Raw genomic sequence first — 15,358 nt, forward strand, 5'->3', positions numbered from 1 at the left:
TCTATATATTGTACCCTGGAGCGGCTTGAATCGAATTTTGCAAAATCCTGAAATATAAAACAATCCAGACATAAAAGGAGTAAACCATGACTCATTCATCTAATATCCCGCGCCCCGAGTACCCGAGACCCCAATGGGTCCGGTCCGATTGGGCCAATCTGAACGGCCAGTGGCAATTTGAAATCGACCACGGCAAGAGCGGCAAGGACCGCGGCCTGACGGATCCCGGTTGCCAGCTGTCCGGGACGATCACGGTGCCTTTCTGTCCGGAGAGCAAGCTCTCGGGCGTAGAATATAAGGATTTTATGGCCGCGGTATGGTATAAACGGGAGTTCACCGTGCCGGAAGCCTGGGCCGGGGGCAGGATCCTGCTCCACTTCGGCGCCGTCGATTATGCAGCCGAAGTATGGGTGAACGGGACGGTCGCCGGCTCGCACCGGGGAGGGTACACGCCGTTTAGCTTCGACATTACGTCCCATGTCGTGCCGGGCAGCAACGTCATTACAGTATACGCGGAGGACGATGTCCGTTCGGGACGCCAGCCGCGGGGCAAGCAGAGCGGATTATACCACTCGCACGGCTGCGACTACACCCGTACGACAGGAATATGGCAGACGGTATGGCTTGAGCATGTGCCAAAGGCTTATATGGCGTCGATGAAATTGGTGGGGGATCCGGATAATGCCTGCGTGCATCTCGAGATTGCGGTGGAAGGGAATGCGGCCGGGGAGCGGCTTGCCGCTTCCGCCTATTTCGACGGCCGGCTTGTCGGCGAAGCCGGCGCGATCGTATCCGGACCTTCGGTTAAGCTGACCGTTCCCTTGTCGGAGATCCATCTGTGGGAAGCAGGAAACGGGCGGCTGTACGACCTGGCCCTGTCTTTGACCGACCAGGGCAGCCCAAGCGATTCCGTCCAATCGTATTTCGGTCTTCGGACCCTACGTCTTGACGGCATGGCATTCCGGATTAACGGCAAATCCGTGTTTCAGCGCCTTGTGCTGGACCAAGGCTTTTATCCGGACGGCATCTACACGGCGCCGAGCGATGAGGATCTTCGCAGGGATATAGAGCTCTCCATGGAGCTCGGTTTTAACGGGGCCAGGCTTCACGAGAAAATCTTCGAGCCGCGTTTCCTGTACTGGGCGGATCGCCTAGGCTATCTGGTATGGGGCGAGCACGCGAACTGGGGCTTGGACATCTCGACGTCCGAAGCGGTGTCCCGTTTTCTGCCGGAATGGCTGGAAGGCGTAGAGCGGGATTTCAATCATCCCGCGCTTGTCGGCTGGTGCCCGTTTAACGAAACGTGGGATAAGGATGGCACGAAGCAGCATAACGATGTCCTTCGCATCGTTTACGAGGTGACGAAGCGAATGGATCCAACCCGTCCGGTGATCGACACCAGCGGGAACTTCCATGTCGTCACCGATATCTTCGACATTCATGACTATGATCAGAATCCGGAGACGTTCCGCCAAAAATTTGAGTCGATGAAGGACGGCGGCGAGGTTTACAATACGTTTCCGAACCGGCAAACCTATGGAGGGCAGCCGTATTTCGTCAGTGAGTACGGCGGGATATGGTGGAACCCGGACCAGAAGGACGGGAAGGCCTGGGGGTACGGCGAGAGACCGGCTTCCGAAGAAGAATTCCTTGCGCGTTACGAGGGGTTAACGAGCACGCTGCTGGATCATCCGATGATGTTCGGATTCTGTTACACGCAGCTGTACGACGTGGAACAGGAAGTCAACGGGTTGTATACCTACGAAAGAAAGGCGAAGTTTGACCCCGAGGTCATCCGCCGCATCAATTCGCGTAAAGCGGCCATCGAGGATTGATATCCGGGAGCTTGCCATCCTGTGGCCGATGCCCGCTAAGCAGGAACTAATAACGCTGCCCGCAGCGGTTTCGAAGGCGGGCCGTGCCGAATAGCCGTTTTGGAGCATGATCATACATGTACCGAAAGGAACGTGAACCGGATGATGAACAAGAATTTCAGGAACACCTTGCTGCTGTCGATATGCGCGCTGCTTGTTTTTCCGATCGGCCAGACCTCGCAAGCGGCCTCCGTTCAGAACAACTTCTATAACGTTGTCATGCAGGAGGGGGCAGACCCTTGGGTGTATAAGCATACGGACGGGTATTACTATTTCACGAAAACGACCGGCGGCAACGTGACGATCTGGAAATCCGCCCAGCTCACTACGATTGATGCGGCCCCTACAGCGGTGGTAAACACGGTCTGCTGCAACATTTGGGCACCGGAGCTGCATTACATTGACGGCGCCTGGTATATTTACTACGCCAAGGATGACGGAGACAATGTCAATCACCGCATGTACGTCATGGAGAACAAATCGCCGGATCCGACCCAAGGCACGTGGGAATACAAGGGGCAGATCACCGATCCGACGAACAAATGGGCGATTGACGGGACGGTGCTGCAGCTCGGCGGGGAGCTGTATTTCATCTGGTCCGGCTGGGAAGGAGACGTCAACGTCCGTCAGAACCTGTACATCGCCCATATGAGCAATCCATGGACCATCGACTCGGAGCGGGTGGAGATATCCAGGCCGACGTACAGCTGGGAGACGAATCATGTTCCCCATGTCAATGAAGGACCTCAGGTCATCGTCCGGGACGGTCTTATTCTTCTTGTCTATTCCGCAAGCGGAAGCTGGACCAACGACTATTGCTTGGGACTGATCACCGCGAGTGTATCCAGCGATCCTATGGATCCCGCTTCATGGACCAAGCGGGACCAGCCTATTTTCAAGTCCGGCAACGGGCTTTACGGTCCGGGCCACCATTCGTTCACGAAGTCTCCGGATGATACGGAGGACTGGATCATGTATCATGTAGCCAAATACAATAATGCCGGGTGGAACCGGGAGGTTCGGATGCAGAAATTCACGTGGCATGCGGATGGCACGCCGAATCTCGGCGAACCGGTCGATCCGAACACGCCGATTCCTCTGCCTTCCGGCGAACCGGCCCATCTCCGGTATGAAGGGGAGGAGGGAGCTTTCGGCGGGGCGGCCTATGCATCGGAAAGCCCGAACGGCTCAGGCGGCCTGAAGGCAGGTCATATTGATACCCCGGAGAGCTTCGTGGATTTTAACGTTCACGTCCAGGAGGCAGGCGAGTATATTTTGCTTGCGCGCACCGCCAACGGGACGGCTGGGGGCGGCTGGTCCTATCTGCAGCTGAGCGTAAACTCGGGCGAGCCGAGCCGGTTCCACATCACGAATAAAGGCTGGGAGAATTGGGGGCTGTCCACAGCCAAAGTCCAACTGAAAGCCGGAGCCAACAAGATCCGGTTTACGAAAGGTGAAGGCTACGGTGAGATTGACTTCTTTGATATTAAACCGGCGAATTAAGATGCAGGACACGGGTACCGCGTGATTGAAATGAAGGCGAATCCAATCGAGAGGGGCTTCCGGATTTTCCGGAGGTCCTTTTCCTTCCATTATTCATATTCCGCAATCGATCAGCATCATGAAAAAGCCAAGCGGCAGCACCGGCAGGCGTCATTGTTTTTCACTACCGTTCGAAGTAAGATGATTGTAACGATTAAGATAAAGGGGAGCGGATTCGTGCTGGAACTTAGTTTTAACGACCCGGAGAAGCTTGTTAAGGTAACCCATGCTTTGTCGACGCGTTCCCGGGTAGATATTCTTCGCCTCTTGAATTCCAAAAACTTAAACATTATGGAAATCGCGGAGACGCTTAATCTTCCCGTATCGACCGTCGCCAGCAACATCAAGGTATTGGAAGCGGCAGAGCTGATCAATACGGAATTGCTTCCGGCATCCCGCGGAGCGATGAAGGTATGCAGCCGGAATTATGATGACATTCATATCGCCCTTAATTTAAGGAATACCATGCCCAAAGGAGTCATGCATGTCTATGAGGTGGACATGCCCATCGGGCATTACAGCGACTGCGAAGTGCACCCTACTTGCGGAATGGCGAATGCCGAAGGCTACATCATCAAGGAGGACGAACCGGCGAGCTTTTATCATCCGAAGCATGTGAACGCTCAGATCATCTGGCTGCGCAAAGGGTATTTGGAATATTTGCTGCCGATGGATATTCCGGCGGGTGCACGCATCGAATCGCTGGAGCTGTCGATGGAGATGTGCTCCGAGGCGCCCAATTACGACAATAACTGGCCTTCTAACATCTCGGTATGGGTGAACGAAGTGGAGATCGGCATGTGGACCAGTCCCGGCGATTTCGGCGACCGGCGCGGAAAGCTCAATCCGAACTGGTGGTATGACTGGGCGACGCAGTATGGGTTTCTCAAAACATGGCGGGTCGATCATGAGAAGACGACGCTGGATATGGAGAAGATTTCCGACGTTACCTTAAGCGATCTTCGCATCTCGGAAAGCCCGAAATTGCGGCTGCGCATCGGCATCAAGCCCGATGCCGTGCACCAGGGCGGGCTGAACCTGTTCGGCCGCCAATTCGGAGATCACGAGCAGAATATTTTGATGCAGGTGAAATATACGATGGACCCGGAAGAGGAAGACGTTTAAAGTTGGATATTCGGCATTTGAAACGGCTGCACAGGAGGATTTTCTGTGGGCTGTTTTTTTTCGTTTGAACTAAACATGTTTTACGGTCAAGGAAGGAAGATGAATTTCATCTGATTATATATGATGTCATATTTAAAATACTTCGAACAAATAGGTCGTTATTAATTGCATTAATTCCATTTATAGTGTACATTAATGTTATCCGAATTGGATTTAGGAATCATATATGAGGTCGTTCTGTATCTGAGGTTGTAAGTATCATTCTATGCAGGACCCGAAAGTCCATACGAATCAAATGAACGAGAACAAGAGAGGATGAGTGAGACATGTACCATTCCATGAAGCAAATCAATATGGGCGTTATCATTTGCAGGCATTGCAGCTCTCTAGTAGATACGGTGGACACTAATAAGATTGCCGTGTTTTACGGCGTGTGCGATAAGCCGGAATGCCGGCAGCTGCACAAGGCCGGCGAGGGATCGGTACGATCCGCAGAGGCACCGTAACGAAAGCGGATGCTGTGGGGATCTAGTCTAGGAACTAATTTCATCAGATGAGAAACTCGAGGATAATCAGAAGAAGGCAGCCGCTGTTCGAGCGCTGCCTTCTTTGATTGGAGAAACTAAGCGGCGGAATGAACCATTCTGAATTCCTGTTAGGCTATTAATAACCTTTCCAGACCAAAACATTGCAGAGGCAGGAGGGGGCGCGCACAATATTTGAAATTTCATCGCTTCCGTAACGCACCGCAATAAGTTTGCAACATGAGGCTGATATGATAAGGGTCAAGAAGGGAGAGGGAAATCCGGTTTGGCTTGTTGTGTTGAGGCAAATGACTTGTCCAGGTGTTCCCGACAGGCGTCTTGGTTAACGGCCGGATTTCCGCTCCGGAGGAGGAATCCATTGATGAAAACTTATCCAGAATACAGCCGCGTCACGGATGGCAAAAAACACGCAAAGCTCATCTTGATTTTAGCTGTGGTCGCTTGCATTCGTCCGCTTATGAGCATGCTTGGCCTGCTGCAGCAAATCGGGCAGCCCGCCGGCAGCATTATTTTTACGGTTGCCATTTCCGTCGTATGGATTGCAGCTGCCGTGCTCGCGCGAGTGAAGCAGCCTGTAATGACGTTGATGTATACCGGCATTGTATACGGCATTCTGGTCATCCTGATCAGTGCCGTTCTCTCGCCAATCCTGACCGGCGAGCTCCAAGGACCGGTGACGAATCCGTTTGCCATCGTCAGCGTTCTGATAACGAACGCCATTTGGGGGATCGTCACGGGCGGGATTGCTTTGGCGTGGATGCGTGCGGTCAAGCGATAAACTGCTTATTGCAGCCCGGGGTCATGCTTGGGGATTAGTTAGTCGCAAGCATGTAATCTTAAGAGCCAGAAATCGTGCAACCCATGATATGCCGGAAATCCCGGCGGGTCATGGGTTTTGTTTACCCGGCCGGATAGGCCCGTATATCTTCACTGCCGTTCACCCCTGTTATTTTGTCACCTCCATATCATCACAGCTATATCCCAGCTGCCCTAACCACTGCTCAGATCGCTGGAGCTCAGGTCCTGATGCTCAGATCGCTGCCTCCTATATCCTGTCTTAAATATTATGCTAGTCTCAGGCATGCAAAGCTAAATCCGGCGTATGCTCTAAGTCCGAAGGCAAGGCACTTAGGAAACAATAGCTTATTTTACATAACGATCTACTAAAGGGGACGTTCGGATAACATTCTCTTACTATAATGGATCTGATACAAAACGCATAAGGAGAGTGTGAAGATGAAGCTGGCGATCCTTGGAGATTTGCATTATCACGAGGCGGACGAACAGATTGGCGCATGGGTGATGGCGAGGGATGCGTTTTATACAAGAATGCTGCACCATTTCATGAGTGCTGAAGCGGATATGCATATTTCGCTCGGTGATCTTACGAATTTCGGTACGGTGAGAGAGATCGATGAAGTCTATGGAATCATGGAGCGTTACGATGCGAACTTTGTTCATGTGCTCGGGAATCACGACACCTATTCCCAGTCCAAGCGGGATTTGCTCATGAGGACGGGCCAGGCCCGTTATCAGGCGCTCGACATGGAACAGGCAGTATTCGTATTTTTGGACACGACGAGAGAGATGGATTTAACGAACTGGGGAGGCTGGCTTGACGAGGAGCAGCTGAGCTGGTTCGAGCATATCGTTGTCAGCTCCGGCACGAAGCCGATGCTTGTGTTCGCGCATCACCCGGTGCATCTGACCACGACAGGATCGGATCGGGATAAAGGCTCGATTGACCCTTCGATCGATATGTGGCGGATTTTAAGCCAAAAACAGGGCCCAGCCGTATACTTCAACGGGCATACCCATGTCGATTCCATTACGAAACAGAACAACTGGACCTTCGTGCAGCTGTCCGCTTGCTTGGACCAGCACGCTTATCGGATCGTCGAAATGGAAGGCGATTATATTCACATCCATGCCGTCGACATTGATGACATGGAGCTATCGAGGCAGCTTCCCGAAATTCACCGCCATATGAAGCACTTTAGTCCGAATGCAAATGCAAGAGGTGGGGAGCTTGAGCGGGCGTGCAGCATTTTGCTCGCGAGAGGAGACGCCGAGCTTGAAAATACTACAGCAGTGAAGGCTGGCAGCAGCCATGGTTAATCAGACACCATCCAAGGCCAACCGTTCCTATTCGGAAAAGCGGGGGAAGGTTGCGGGCTCATCCGCCGCTGGTCTGCGGGAGCTGCTTGAGCTGCGCCGGAACGTGGCATCGATTCGGGATGTCAGGCAGCTTGAAGCTGCCCTAACATTCAGCAATACATTAAGCTGCGTATTCATGCTGACAGGAAACATCGGCGTTATCAAAGGCTATGTGGATTTGTTCAAGCAGCATGACATTCCGGTATTCGTTCACGTCGAGAAGATCGGCGGCTTGTCCTTCGATCAGCCGGGATTGGAATATTTAGCGAATGCAATCAAGCCTGACGGCATCATTACGACGAAGATCCAGGTCGTGAAGAAGGCGCAGAAGCTGGGGCTCACCACCATCCAGCGCTTCTTCCTGATCGATTCCGAGGGGCTCGCCAACATCACGCAATCGCTGGACCAGGTGCAGCCGGACGTTATTGAGATTATGCCTGCCCGGATTCCGGAGGTGCTGGGAAAGATAAGGGAGATGACGAAGCTCCCCATCATATCCGGGGGGCTGCTTACGCAGCGAAAGCACGCGGAGGAGTGCCTTGCGCACGGGGCGACCGCCATTTCCTCTTCAAGCCCTTCGCTGTGGAAGGAAAGTTTTGGCTTAACGGATGTTTAACAATTCAAACATATCCCGTTAACATATGGGCGATAAGATGGAGGCAGGTTGAAGAGACAAACCTGCCTTTTCTAACCACACAAGTAAATAGCCGATGGGGTTGGAGTGATGGAGAAACCTGAACAGACCATGGAGTCCGTATCTTAGACTTTTGCATGGTTTGGTTCAGGTTTCTTTTTGTCATGCCCAGACAGTCCTGATAGACCGGGTCCCAAACGGCATTAAGGGGAGGATTTTGCAAAAATCCAAAGAGTAATTTTGAATCAGCCATGGCCCCAACGAAATGGTTTAGTTCGTCAATATATTTTGCCCGGGAGCGACTGAAATCGAATTTTGCAAATTCTTTAGAAATAAAACTATGGGAGGAAATGAAATGAAAAGAAGAAAAAGACGCAGTTTCTTAACACTCATGCTGGGGATGGCCATGATGCTGTCCGCATGCGGCGGCGAGTCCGGCGGCGGCGCGGCAACGAACGCGAGCGCAGTCTCGGCGAACACGGGCAATGCCTCCGGCGAGAAAATCCAAATCAAGTATTGGTACGCGTTCGGGGAGAAAATCGAGGAAGCCAAGCAGGAGCTGGTCAAACGGTTCAACGAATCCCAGGACAAGATTGAAGTCGTTGCGGAATACCAGGGCAATTACGATGACCTGCACGCCAAAGTACAGGCTGCATTTGCGGCTGGCGATGCTCCGGCCGTAACGGATCTGGAAATCGCCTCGACGGGCACGTTTGCCAGATATGGCATGCTGCAGGAGCTGGCGCCTTTTGCCGAAAAGGATAAGGACCAGCTGAAGATCGATGATTTCAATCCCGGTCTGATGGGAAATGCCTATGTTGATGGAAAGCTGTACGGACTTCCGTTCATGCGCAGCACGCCGATCATGTATATGAACGTTTCGCTGCTGGAAAAAGCAGGCCTTGATCCGGCCGGACCGAAGACATGGGCCGAGTTCGAGGAATACGGGCGCGTGCTTAAGGAAAAAGGGATTACGGCCATGACGATGCCGGTCGACATCTGGTTCTACGAAGGGCTTGTCGCCCAATCCGGCGGCCAAGTGCTTGCCGAAGACGGCAAATCCGGCCTGTTTAACACGCCTGAAGCGGTAGAGCCGGTTGAGTTCTGGAAGAAGCTTGCGTCGGAAGGACTCATTAAAATTCCGGTCGGCGATGAAGCGGGCGCGACGGCGGATAAAGACTGGGCGAACCAAACCTCCGCGTTTAAATTCGGTTCGACGGCAGGAGTAGCCGGGGCGATCGATATCTCGAAGGGAAATAACTTTGAATTTGATACGGCGTTTATGCCGGCAAACAAGTCTTACGGGGTGCCTACAGGCGGATGCCAGCTCGTTATGACATCCAAGCTGAGCGAGGAAGAGCAGGCTGCAGCATGGGAGTTCATCAAGTTTATGACGACAACGGAAAGCACGATTTACCAAAGCAAGCACGTCGGTTACCTGCCGACCCGATTGTCGGCGCTGGAGACCGAAGAGATGCAGTCCCTCTATAAAGAATATCCGCAATACAAAGTGGCAGTAGATCAGCTGGAATATGCGAGACCGCGTCCGATGGAGACGGCCTATCCGGAAGTGGCCAAACTTGTAAAGAGCGCGATCGAGAAAACGCTGCTTGATCCGAAAGTAACGCCTCAGCAAGCGATGGACGAGGCGAACGAAAAGGCGAACGCACTGCTCAGCAAATAATCGGGAGGTATGTGAGATGGGCAGAATCGAGCTAAAAGGAATCAGCAAGTTTTTCAAAGACGAGGAAGTCATCAAAAATTTGGATCTGACGATTCGGGACGGTTCCTTCACCGTCCTCGTCGGACCGTCAGGCTGCGGCAAATCGACAACGCTCCGCATGATAGCCGGCCTCGATGAGCAGACGAAGGGCGAGATCTGGATCGATGACAAGTGCGTAAACGGGGTCCCTCCCGGAGATCGCGACGTAGCCATGGTGTTCCAAAACTATGCCCTGTACCCGACGATGAACGTCTACGACAACATCGAGTTCGGGCTCATTAACCGCAAGGTGCCGAAGAAAGAGCGGGAGAAGCTGATCAAGGACATCGCCGAAATCGTCGGCCTTAGCGATTATATGAAAAAGAAGCCGGAAATGCTGTCCGGCGGGCAAAGACAACGCGTGGCGCTTGCGCGCGCCATGGTCAAAAAGCCGCAGGTTTTTATCCTGGACGAACCGCTTTCGAACCTGGATGCGAAGCTGCGCCACCAAATGCGGACCGAGCTGATTCAGCTGCACGAGCGGCTCGGCACCACCTTTGTCTATGTTACCCATGATCAGGTTGAAGCGATGTCCATGGGGGATGAAATCGTGATTATGAACAAGGGTGTTATCCAGCAGGCGGCTTCGCCGATGACGCTGTACAACGATCCGGCGAATGTATTTGCAGCCCAATTCATCGGTACGCCGGCTATGAACATTTTGCCAAGCCAGGAGCTTCAGCTGCCTTCGGCCCAAGGGAAGCGGCATGATATCGCCAGCTTCGGGTTCCGTCCCGAGCATGCGCTATTCCATGCCCCGGCTGCAATCGAAGGACTTCGGCTGGACGGGATGGTGCTGACCCGCGAAAGCCTTGGCGCGGAAAATATTTATCAAATCCAATCCTCGCTCGGCATGTTCTCGGTCAAGACGTTTCTTGAACCGCTCACATCGGATACGCTGGTTACGGTGACGGTTCCTTATGAGCGTCTGTACTATTTCAATAGCGAAGGCCAAAGGCTTCGGCAGGTTGAGGTTCGGCGTGGGGAAGAGATCGGAACGGCACAGGCTCCTGAATTGGTATCGGTAGGCGGGGGGCTCTAGCATGACATCTCGTTTGTGGGAAAAGCTTAAGCCTTATGGCATGATCTCGCCTTCGCTTGCCGTATTCGGCATATTCTTCATCTACCCGATCTTCTATATGATCTATCTCAGCTTCTTCGATTGGAATTTCGTCAGCCCGACGAAGAATTATGTCGGCTTGCAAAATTTTACGGATTTGCTGTCGGATAAAGAGTTCATGCAGGTGCTCCTGAATACGACCATCTACACCTTTGCCACGGTGTCGCTGACGCTCAGCATTTCGCTGGCCATCGCCCTCTGGCTGAACCGCTCGGGATTGTTTTACGGATTCGTGCAAGGCGCGATCTTCAGTCCGCACATCATTTCCCTCGTGTCCATCTCCCTGCTGTGGAGCTGGCTCATGGATCCCGAATACGGATTGCTGAACTGGGTGATCGGTTTGTTCGGCCTGTCGCCGCTGCAGTGGCTGTCCCACCCGGACACCTCGCTCATGTCGCTGATTCTGGTCGCCGTATGGAAGGGCATCGGGTTCAACACGCTGGTCTTTATTGCCGGCCTGCAGAGCATCCCGCCGAGCATTTACGAGGCGGCCGCGCTTGACCGCTCGAAGCGGTGGCGGACGTTTCGGAAGCTTACGCTGCCGATGCTGTCCCCGACGCTGTTTTTCTTGGCGATTATGAGCATGATCGGCTCATTCCAGGTTTTCGAGACGATTGCAATCATGACCCAAGGCGGGCCGGTCAATTCGACCAATACGCTGGTATATTACATTTACGAATACGGCTTCCGCTTCTTCAAGATCGGATATGCATCGGCAGCCGGCGTCATGCTGCTCATTATTGTCGGCGTGCTTACGATCATTTACTTCCGCATGCTATCCAAGCGCGTCCATTACAGATAAGCCTGGTGCGGCATAGATGAGTTAGCGGAAAGGAGAGGACGAATTCAAGTGAGTGCAATAGAGAAAGCAGTTCAAGCAAGAGAGTCGTCCGAACGGAATTTAAGGCCGGAGACATGGAGCGGAGTCAAGGTGATGAACGGCATTCTGAAAGCCTTGAATATCATCGGCATGCTGGGCCTTGTGCTGATCTTCGCCCTGCCTTTTGCATGGATGATCTCGACGTCGCTTAAAACCCTGCCGGAAACGATGATTTTTCCGCCGGAATGGATTCCGAACGACCCGCAGTGGCAAAACTTTATTCAAGCCTGGAACTCCGGACCGTTCCTTCATTATTTCTTCAATAGCGTTTTGATTGCGGGCGGTATTCTAATCTTGCAAATGCTGACCATGATTCCTGCGGCTTATGCTTTTGCGAGATTTCAATTTCCCGGTTCAGGCATCCTGTTTGGATTCGTCATGGTGACCTTGATGATTCCATCTCAGCTTATTTTTCTCCCGGTTTATCTGCAGCTTAGCTCGTGGCATTTGCTGAACACCCATTTGGGGCTGATTTTGCCTTTCGCCTCCAGCGCCTTCGGCATTTTCCTGCTAAGACAGTCCTTTAAGCAGGTGCCGGAAGAGCTTATTGAAGCGGCGCGGCTCGATAAGGCCAAGGAATGGAAGATCATGTGGAAGCTGATGATTCCGATGGCCCGTCCTGCGCTGATCACGATTGCACTGTTCAGCTTCATCAGCCACTGGAACGATTATTTCTGGCCGCTGGTCATGACGACGAATGAAACGGCAAGAACCCTGCCGCTCGGGATTGCGAAAATCCGGGAAACGGAGGGCGTTGCGACATGGAATATTTTGATGGCGGCGAACTTGATTCTCGTCGTGCCGATCCTGATCGTGTTCTTTTTCGCGCAGCGCTCGATTATTAAGGCGTTCGTGTACAATGGCGTGAAGTAGATTATGAAATTCGTGAAGGTTCATATGACGAAACGAAAGAAGTCCGGCGCTTAGCCGGACTTCTTGTTTGTGTATGGAAGGCTCGAGAACGATTACTCGAGGAATTTCAAAGGTCTATCAGTCCCGATTCGCCAGCTTTGCCAGCAGACGGATAATTTCGATATACAGCCATACGAGAGTGACCAACAAACCGAAGGAGCCGTACCATTCCATGTATTTCGGAGCACCCTGATGCGCCCCTTCTTCAATGAAATTAAAGTCGAGCACGAAGTTCAGTGCGGCGATAATGATGATGACAATCGAGATGCCGATTCCGATCGGCGTGCTGTCATGCAAATACGGAACGGTAACGCCGAACAATCCGAGTACAAAGCTGAGCAAATAGACAAGCGCCACGCCTGCCGTAGCTGCGATGATTCCCCGTCGGAAGCCGGGGCTCGCCTTGATGAGGCCGGTCTTGTACGCAAGCAGCATGCCCAAGAACACGCACATCGTCAGCAGGGCCGCCTGCAGCGTAATGCCGTAATAGAGGGATTCATAATTGGCCGATAATGCGCCGAGAAACAATCCTTCCGCAACCGCGTAGATCGGTGCGAGAAACGGCGCCGACTTCGGCGCGAAGCTGATGATCAGCGCCAGCACAAAGCCGCCGATCGCACCGCCGACCATAAGCGGGAACATATCGTACCCGTTAAAGAACATGACCCAAGAAATGACTGCTGCCCCGATAAGCAGCGCAAGCAGCATGAACGATTTGTTCACCGTTCCGCCGATGGTCATCGTCTCTTGGTCATTGTAATGCCTGCTCCTCTCAAACGTATTCTCATTAAGTGTTGGATTTCCGCTACGACCTAACAAATGAATGCCTCCTAAATAACTATTTTTATGTCCATTCTATCATAGGTTGTCATATTTTAGGAGATGAAATCTTTTCGCATCGAAATTCCTCGCCTGTTTCGCGGAGCGGACAATGAATTGCGTGTGTGTATGCAATTTTAGACATTCAAATTTAATGTGTCCAAAATATTAGACGTCGTCCAATCAAGCTCATGTTACAGATTCAGCCGTTTGAGCTTATTGTAGAGCGTTGCCCGTGAAATGCCGAGCTTCTTCGCCAGCGTGTATTTATTCCCTTTAACAGCTGCAAGCGCTTCAAGCAGCAGCTTTCGCTCGTACTCTTCAAGCCTTGCTTGGTAAGCAGCACCGTTGATCGGCGTGGTGCCCGTGTCATTTCCCTCCCCCGGCTGAGGACTCTTATCGCCGGAATACATATGGTCCGGCAAATATTCGCGCCGAATCTCTCCTTCGGTAGAGAAGATAACAAGCCGTTCGATGGTGTTGCGCAATTCGCGGATGTTGCCCGGCCAATCGTACCTTAGCAAATCTTCGAATACCTCCGGCGTAAACGAATGGATATGGCGGCCATAGACAAGCGAGAATTCGTGAAGAAAGGACTGCGTCAGCTCGTAGATATCCTCTTTGCGTTCGCGCAAAGGGGGAACGTCCAACGTCACGACGTTCAGGCGGTAGTACAGGTCCTCACGGAAGCTGCCATCTGCAATCATCCGTTTCAAGTCCCGGTTCGTGGCCGCGATGATCCGGCAGTCGGCGCGATGCAGCTGCGTCCCGCCGACAGGGAAATAACTTCGCTCCTGGAGCACGCGCAGCAGCTTGACCTGCAGGTCGAGAGGCATTTCCCCGATCTCGTCAAGGAATAAGGTGCCGCCGCGGGCCAGCTCGATCTTTCCTTTCTTCCCTTTCGGGTCCGCACCGGAGAAAGCGCCCCGTTCGTAGCCGAATAATTCGCTCTCGAACAATGCGGCCGGAATGGCTCCGCAGTTGATTGCAATGAAGGGGGCGTTCGCAGGCTCGCGCGATTCGTGGATCGCTTTGGCGAACAATTCCTTCCCCGTTCCGCTCTCGCCCTGGATCAGCACCGTCGCTTTCGTCGAGCTGATCTTCTTGATCGTTTCGATGCTGTTTTTAATCGCGCGGCTCGTTCCCTTAATATGCTGAAAAGGGTCTCCCGCAGGGCTCAGCATCGCCACTTCCTTCTGAAGATGATGGACCTTGCTTGTCATCTGCAGCAGCTCTTGATGCAGCCGCATTTGGGTGGTCAGATCCGTTTCCGCTGCAACGGCGCCGATAATCCGATCCTCGAGCGTAACCGGATTGGAATTAATCAGGACGAACAGGTCGTGACGCGGCCGATGCTGCATTTTATGGGCAGGCTGGCCGGTTTCTAATGTGCGAAGGGACTGCAGCCGGTCGACGGGAAAGAAATCGGAAGCAGGCTTGCCGATGATATCCTCCCTCGGAATGGAGAAGATATGCTCTGCACCGGAGGTCCAGACGGCAACGCGTCCTTCCTCGTCAATCAGCGTGATGGCAACGTCCGGATCCAAGGTATTCAGCGTTGTTGTGAAGTAAGCCTCCAGCACCCGGTGAGCCTGCACCAGCGCATCTACCATATCCTGAGCGGATAGATAGCCGACCGCTTTGCCGTTTCGCTGTACGATCGCCCATGAACAGCAGGTAAAGGCAGCAGAGGCTTTCGTTAATGGCTCATCTGCGTTTATGGTCTCGACATGAATCAGGATATCTTGAATATTCCGTACGGGATCCGCAGCCGATGAAGGCAGCAGCCCATATTTGCCGGTCTCGACCCTGACAAAGACAGGGGTACAGCCCGCCGTAACCAGGGCATCCCGGATTGCTGCCGGGTCGGTCAGATCAACAATGATGCAGTCCGTGCGGATGAGCTGCTCCACGCTCGGCAATCGATGCTTCATTCGGTGGCCCCCTAGATATAGAAAAAGTAAATGCTTACAAACTCATGTTAGGGC

General features: G+C 52.8%; 13 protein-coding genes. 11 read left to right on the forward strand and 2 right to left on the reverse strand.

Going from position 1 to position 15,358, the window contains the following annotated elements; all coding sequences use genetic code 11:
* Nucleotides 1-86: 86 nt before the first annotated feature.
* The 11 genes from NST44_RS12680 to NST44_RS12730 all read left to right on the forward strand — a co-directional run bounded on the left by NST44_RS12680 (nucleotide 87) and on the right by NST44_RS12730 (nucleotide 12,512).
* Nucleotides 87-1,835, forward strand: a complete 1,749-nt coding sequence (locus NST44_RS12680; protein ID WP_340899718.1) for a glycoside hydrolase family 2 protein — start codon at nucleotides 87-89, stop codon at nucleotides 1,833-1,835.
* A 141-nt stretch (nucleotides 1,836-1,976) separates the two neighbouring features.
* Nucleotides 1,977-3,377 (forward strand): family 43 glycosylhydrolase, encoded by a 1,401-nt coding sequence (locus tag NST44_RS12685; protein ID WP_340899720.1) that lies wholly within the window; start codon nucleotides 1,977-1,979, stop codon nucleotides 3,375-3,377.
* Nucleotides 3,378-3,593: 216 nt separating this feature from the next.
* Nucleotides 3,594-4,541, forward strand: a complete 948-nt coding sequence (locus tag NST44_RS12690) for an ArsR/SmtB family transcription factor (RefSeq protein WP_028404939.1) — start codon at nucleotides 3,594-3,596, stop codon at nucleotides 4,539-4,541.
* A gap of 326 nt (nucleotides 4,542-4,867) precedes the next feature.
* Nucleotides 4,868-5,047 carry a GapA-binding peptide SR1P gene (locus NST44_RS12695; protein WP_007127498.1) on the forward strand — a complete coding sequence of 60 codons (180 nt, stop codon included), beginning with the start codon at nucleotides 4,868-4,870 and terminating at the stop codon, nucleotides 5,045-5,047.
* 400 nt (nucleotides 5,048-5,447) lie between these two features.
* A complete protein-coding gene (locus tag NST44_RS12700) occupies nucleotides 5,448-5,864 on the forward strand; it encodes a hypothetical protein (protein ID WP_210094995.1) in 417 nt (138 codons plus the stop codon).
* Nucleotides 5,865-6,322: 458 nt separating this feature from the next.
* Nucleotides 6,323-7,204, forward strand: a complete 882-nt coding sequence (locus tag NST44_RS12705) for a metallophosphoesterase family protein (protein ID WP_210094996.1) — start codon at nucleotides 6,323-6,325, stop codon at nucleotides 7,202-7,204.
* Nucleotides 7,197-7,859, forward strand: coding sequence for a glycerol-3-phosphate responsive antiterminator (locus NST44_RS12710; protein WP_210094997.1), 663 nt, complete (start codon nucleotides 7,197-7,199; stop codon nucleotides 7,857-7,859). The genes NST44_RS12705 and NST44_RS12710 overlap by 8 nt, the downstream gene beginning before the upstream one ends.
* Nucleotides 7,860-8,232: 373 nt before the next feature.
* Nucleotides 8,233-9,561, forward strand: coding sequence for an ABC transporter substrate-binding protein (locus NST44_RS12715; protein WP_210094998.1), 1,329 nt, complete (start codon nucleotides 8,233-8,235; stop codon nucleotides 9,559-9,561).
* Between the two features lie 16 nt (nucleotides 9,562-9,577).
* A complete protein-coding gene (locus tag NST44_RS12720) occupies nucleotides 9,578-10,681 on the forward strand; it encodes an ABC transporter ATP-binding protein (protein WP_210094999.1) in 1,104 nt (367 codons plus the stop codon).
* Nucleotide 10,682: 1 nt separating this feature from the next.
* Nucleotides 10,683-11,561 (forward strand): carbohydrate ABC transporter permease, encoded by an 879-nt coding sequence (locus NST44_RS12725; protein ID WP_077567664.1) that lies wholly within the window; start codon nucleotides 10,683-10,685, stop codon nucleotides 11,559-11,561.
* A 132-nt stretch (nucleotides 11,562-11,693) separates the two neighbouring features.
* Complete coding sequence (locus NST44_RS12730; RefSeq protein WP_040737814.1) at nucleotides 11,694-12,512, forward strand: carbohydrate ABC transporter permease; 819 nt, start codon at nucleotides 11,694-11,696, stop codon at nucleotides 12,510-12,512.
* Nucleotides 12,513-12,629: 117 nt separating this feature from the next.
* Here NST44_RS12730 and NST44_RS12735 read toward each other — a convergent pair whose 3' ends face one another.
* Together NST44_RS12735 and NST44_RS12740 are read right to left on the reverse strand one after the other, a co-directional pair.
* Nucleotides 12,630-13,370, reverse strand: a complete 741-nt coding sequence (locus NST44_RS12735) for a Bax inhibitor-1/YccA family protein (RefSeq protein WP_213613554.1) — start codon at nucleotides 13,368-13,370, stop codon at nucleotides 12,630-12,632.
* A 194-nt stretch (nucleotides 13,371-13,564) separates the two neighbouring features.
* A complete protein-coding gene (locus tag NST44_RS12740; RefSeq protein ID WP_213613552.1) occupies nucleotides 13,565-15,304 on the reverse strand; it encodes a sigma-54 interaction domain-containing protein in 1,740 nt (579 codons plus the stop codon).
* Nucleotides 15,305-15,358 lie beyond the last annotated feature (54 nt).

Origin of the sequence: Paenibacillus sp. FSL W8-0919, from assembly GCF_038003785.1 — a bacterium.
Lineage (GTDB): Bacteria > Bacillota > Bacilli > Paenibacillales > Paenibacillaceae > Paenibacillus_AQ > Paenibacillus_AQ lactis.

Bases quoted from the DNA above. Each gene is read 5' to 3' on its own strand.
- NST44_RS12680 (WP_340899718.1), top strand. From the start codon at position 87: ATGACTCATTCATCTAATATCCCGCGCCCCGAGTACCCGAGACCCCAA.
- NST44_RS12685 (WP_340899720.1), top strand. From the start codon at position 1,977: ATGATGAACAAGAATTTCAGGAACACCTTGCTGCTGTCGATATGCGCG.
- NST44_RS12695 (WP_007127498.1), top strand. From the start codon at position 4,868: ATGTACCATTCCATGAAGCAAATCAATATGGGCGTTATCATTTGCAGG.
- NST44_RS12700 (WP_210094995.1), top strand. From the start codon at position 5,448: ATGAAAACTTATCCAGAATACAGCCGCGTCACGGATGGCAAAAAACAC.
- NST44_RS12705 (WP_210094996.1), top strand. From the start codon at position 6,323: ATGAAGCTGGCGATCCTTGGAGATTTGCATTATCACGAGGCGGACGAA.
- NST44_RS12710 (WP_210094997.1), top strand. From the start codon at position 7,197: ATGGTTAATCAGACACCATCCAAGGCCAACCGTTCCTATTCGGAAAAG.
- NST44_RS12715 (WP_210094998.1), top strand. From the start codon at position 8,233: ATGAAAAGAAGAAAAAGACGCAGTTTCTTAACACTCATGCTGGGGATG.
- NST44_RS12720 (WP_210094999.1), top strand. From the start codon at position 9,578: ATGGGCAGAATCGAGCTAAAAGGAATCAGCAAGTTTTTCAAAGACGAG.
- NST44_RS12725 (WP_077567664.1), top strand. From the start codon at position 10,683: ATGACATCTCGTTTGTGGGAAAAGCTTAAGCCTTATGGCATGATCTCG.
- NST44_RS12730 (WP_040737814.1), top strand. From the start codon at position 11,694: ATGAACGGCATTCTGAAAGCCTTGAATATCATCGGCATGCTGGGCCTT.
- NST44_RS12740 (WP_213613552.1), bottom strand. From the start codon at position 15,304: ATGAAGCATCGATTGCCGAGCGTGGAGCAGCTCATCCGCACGGACTGC.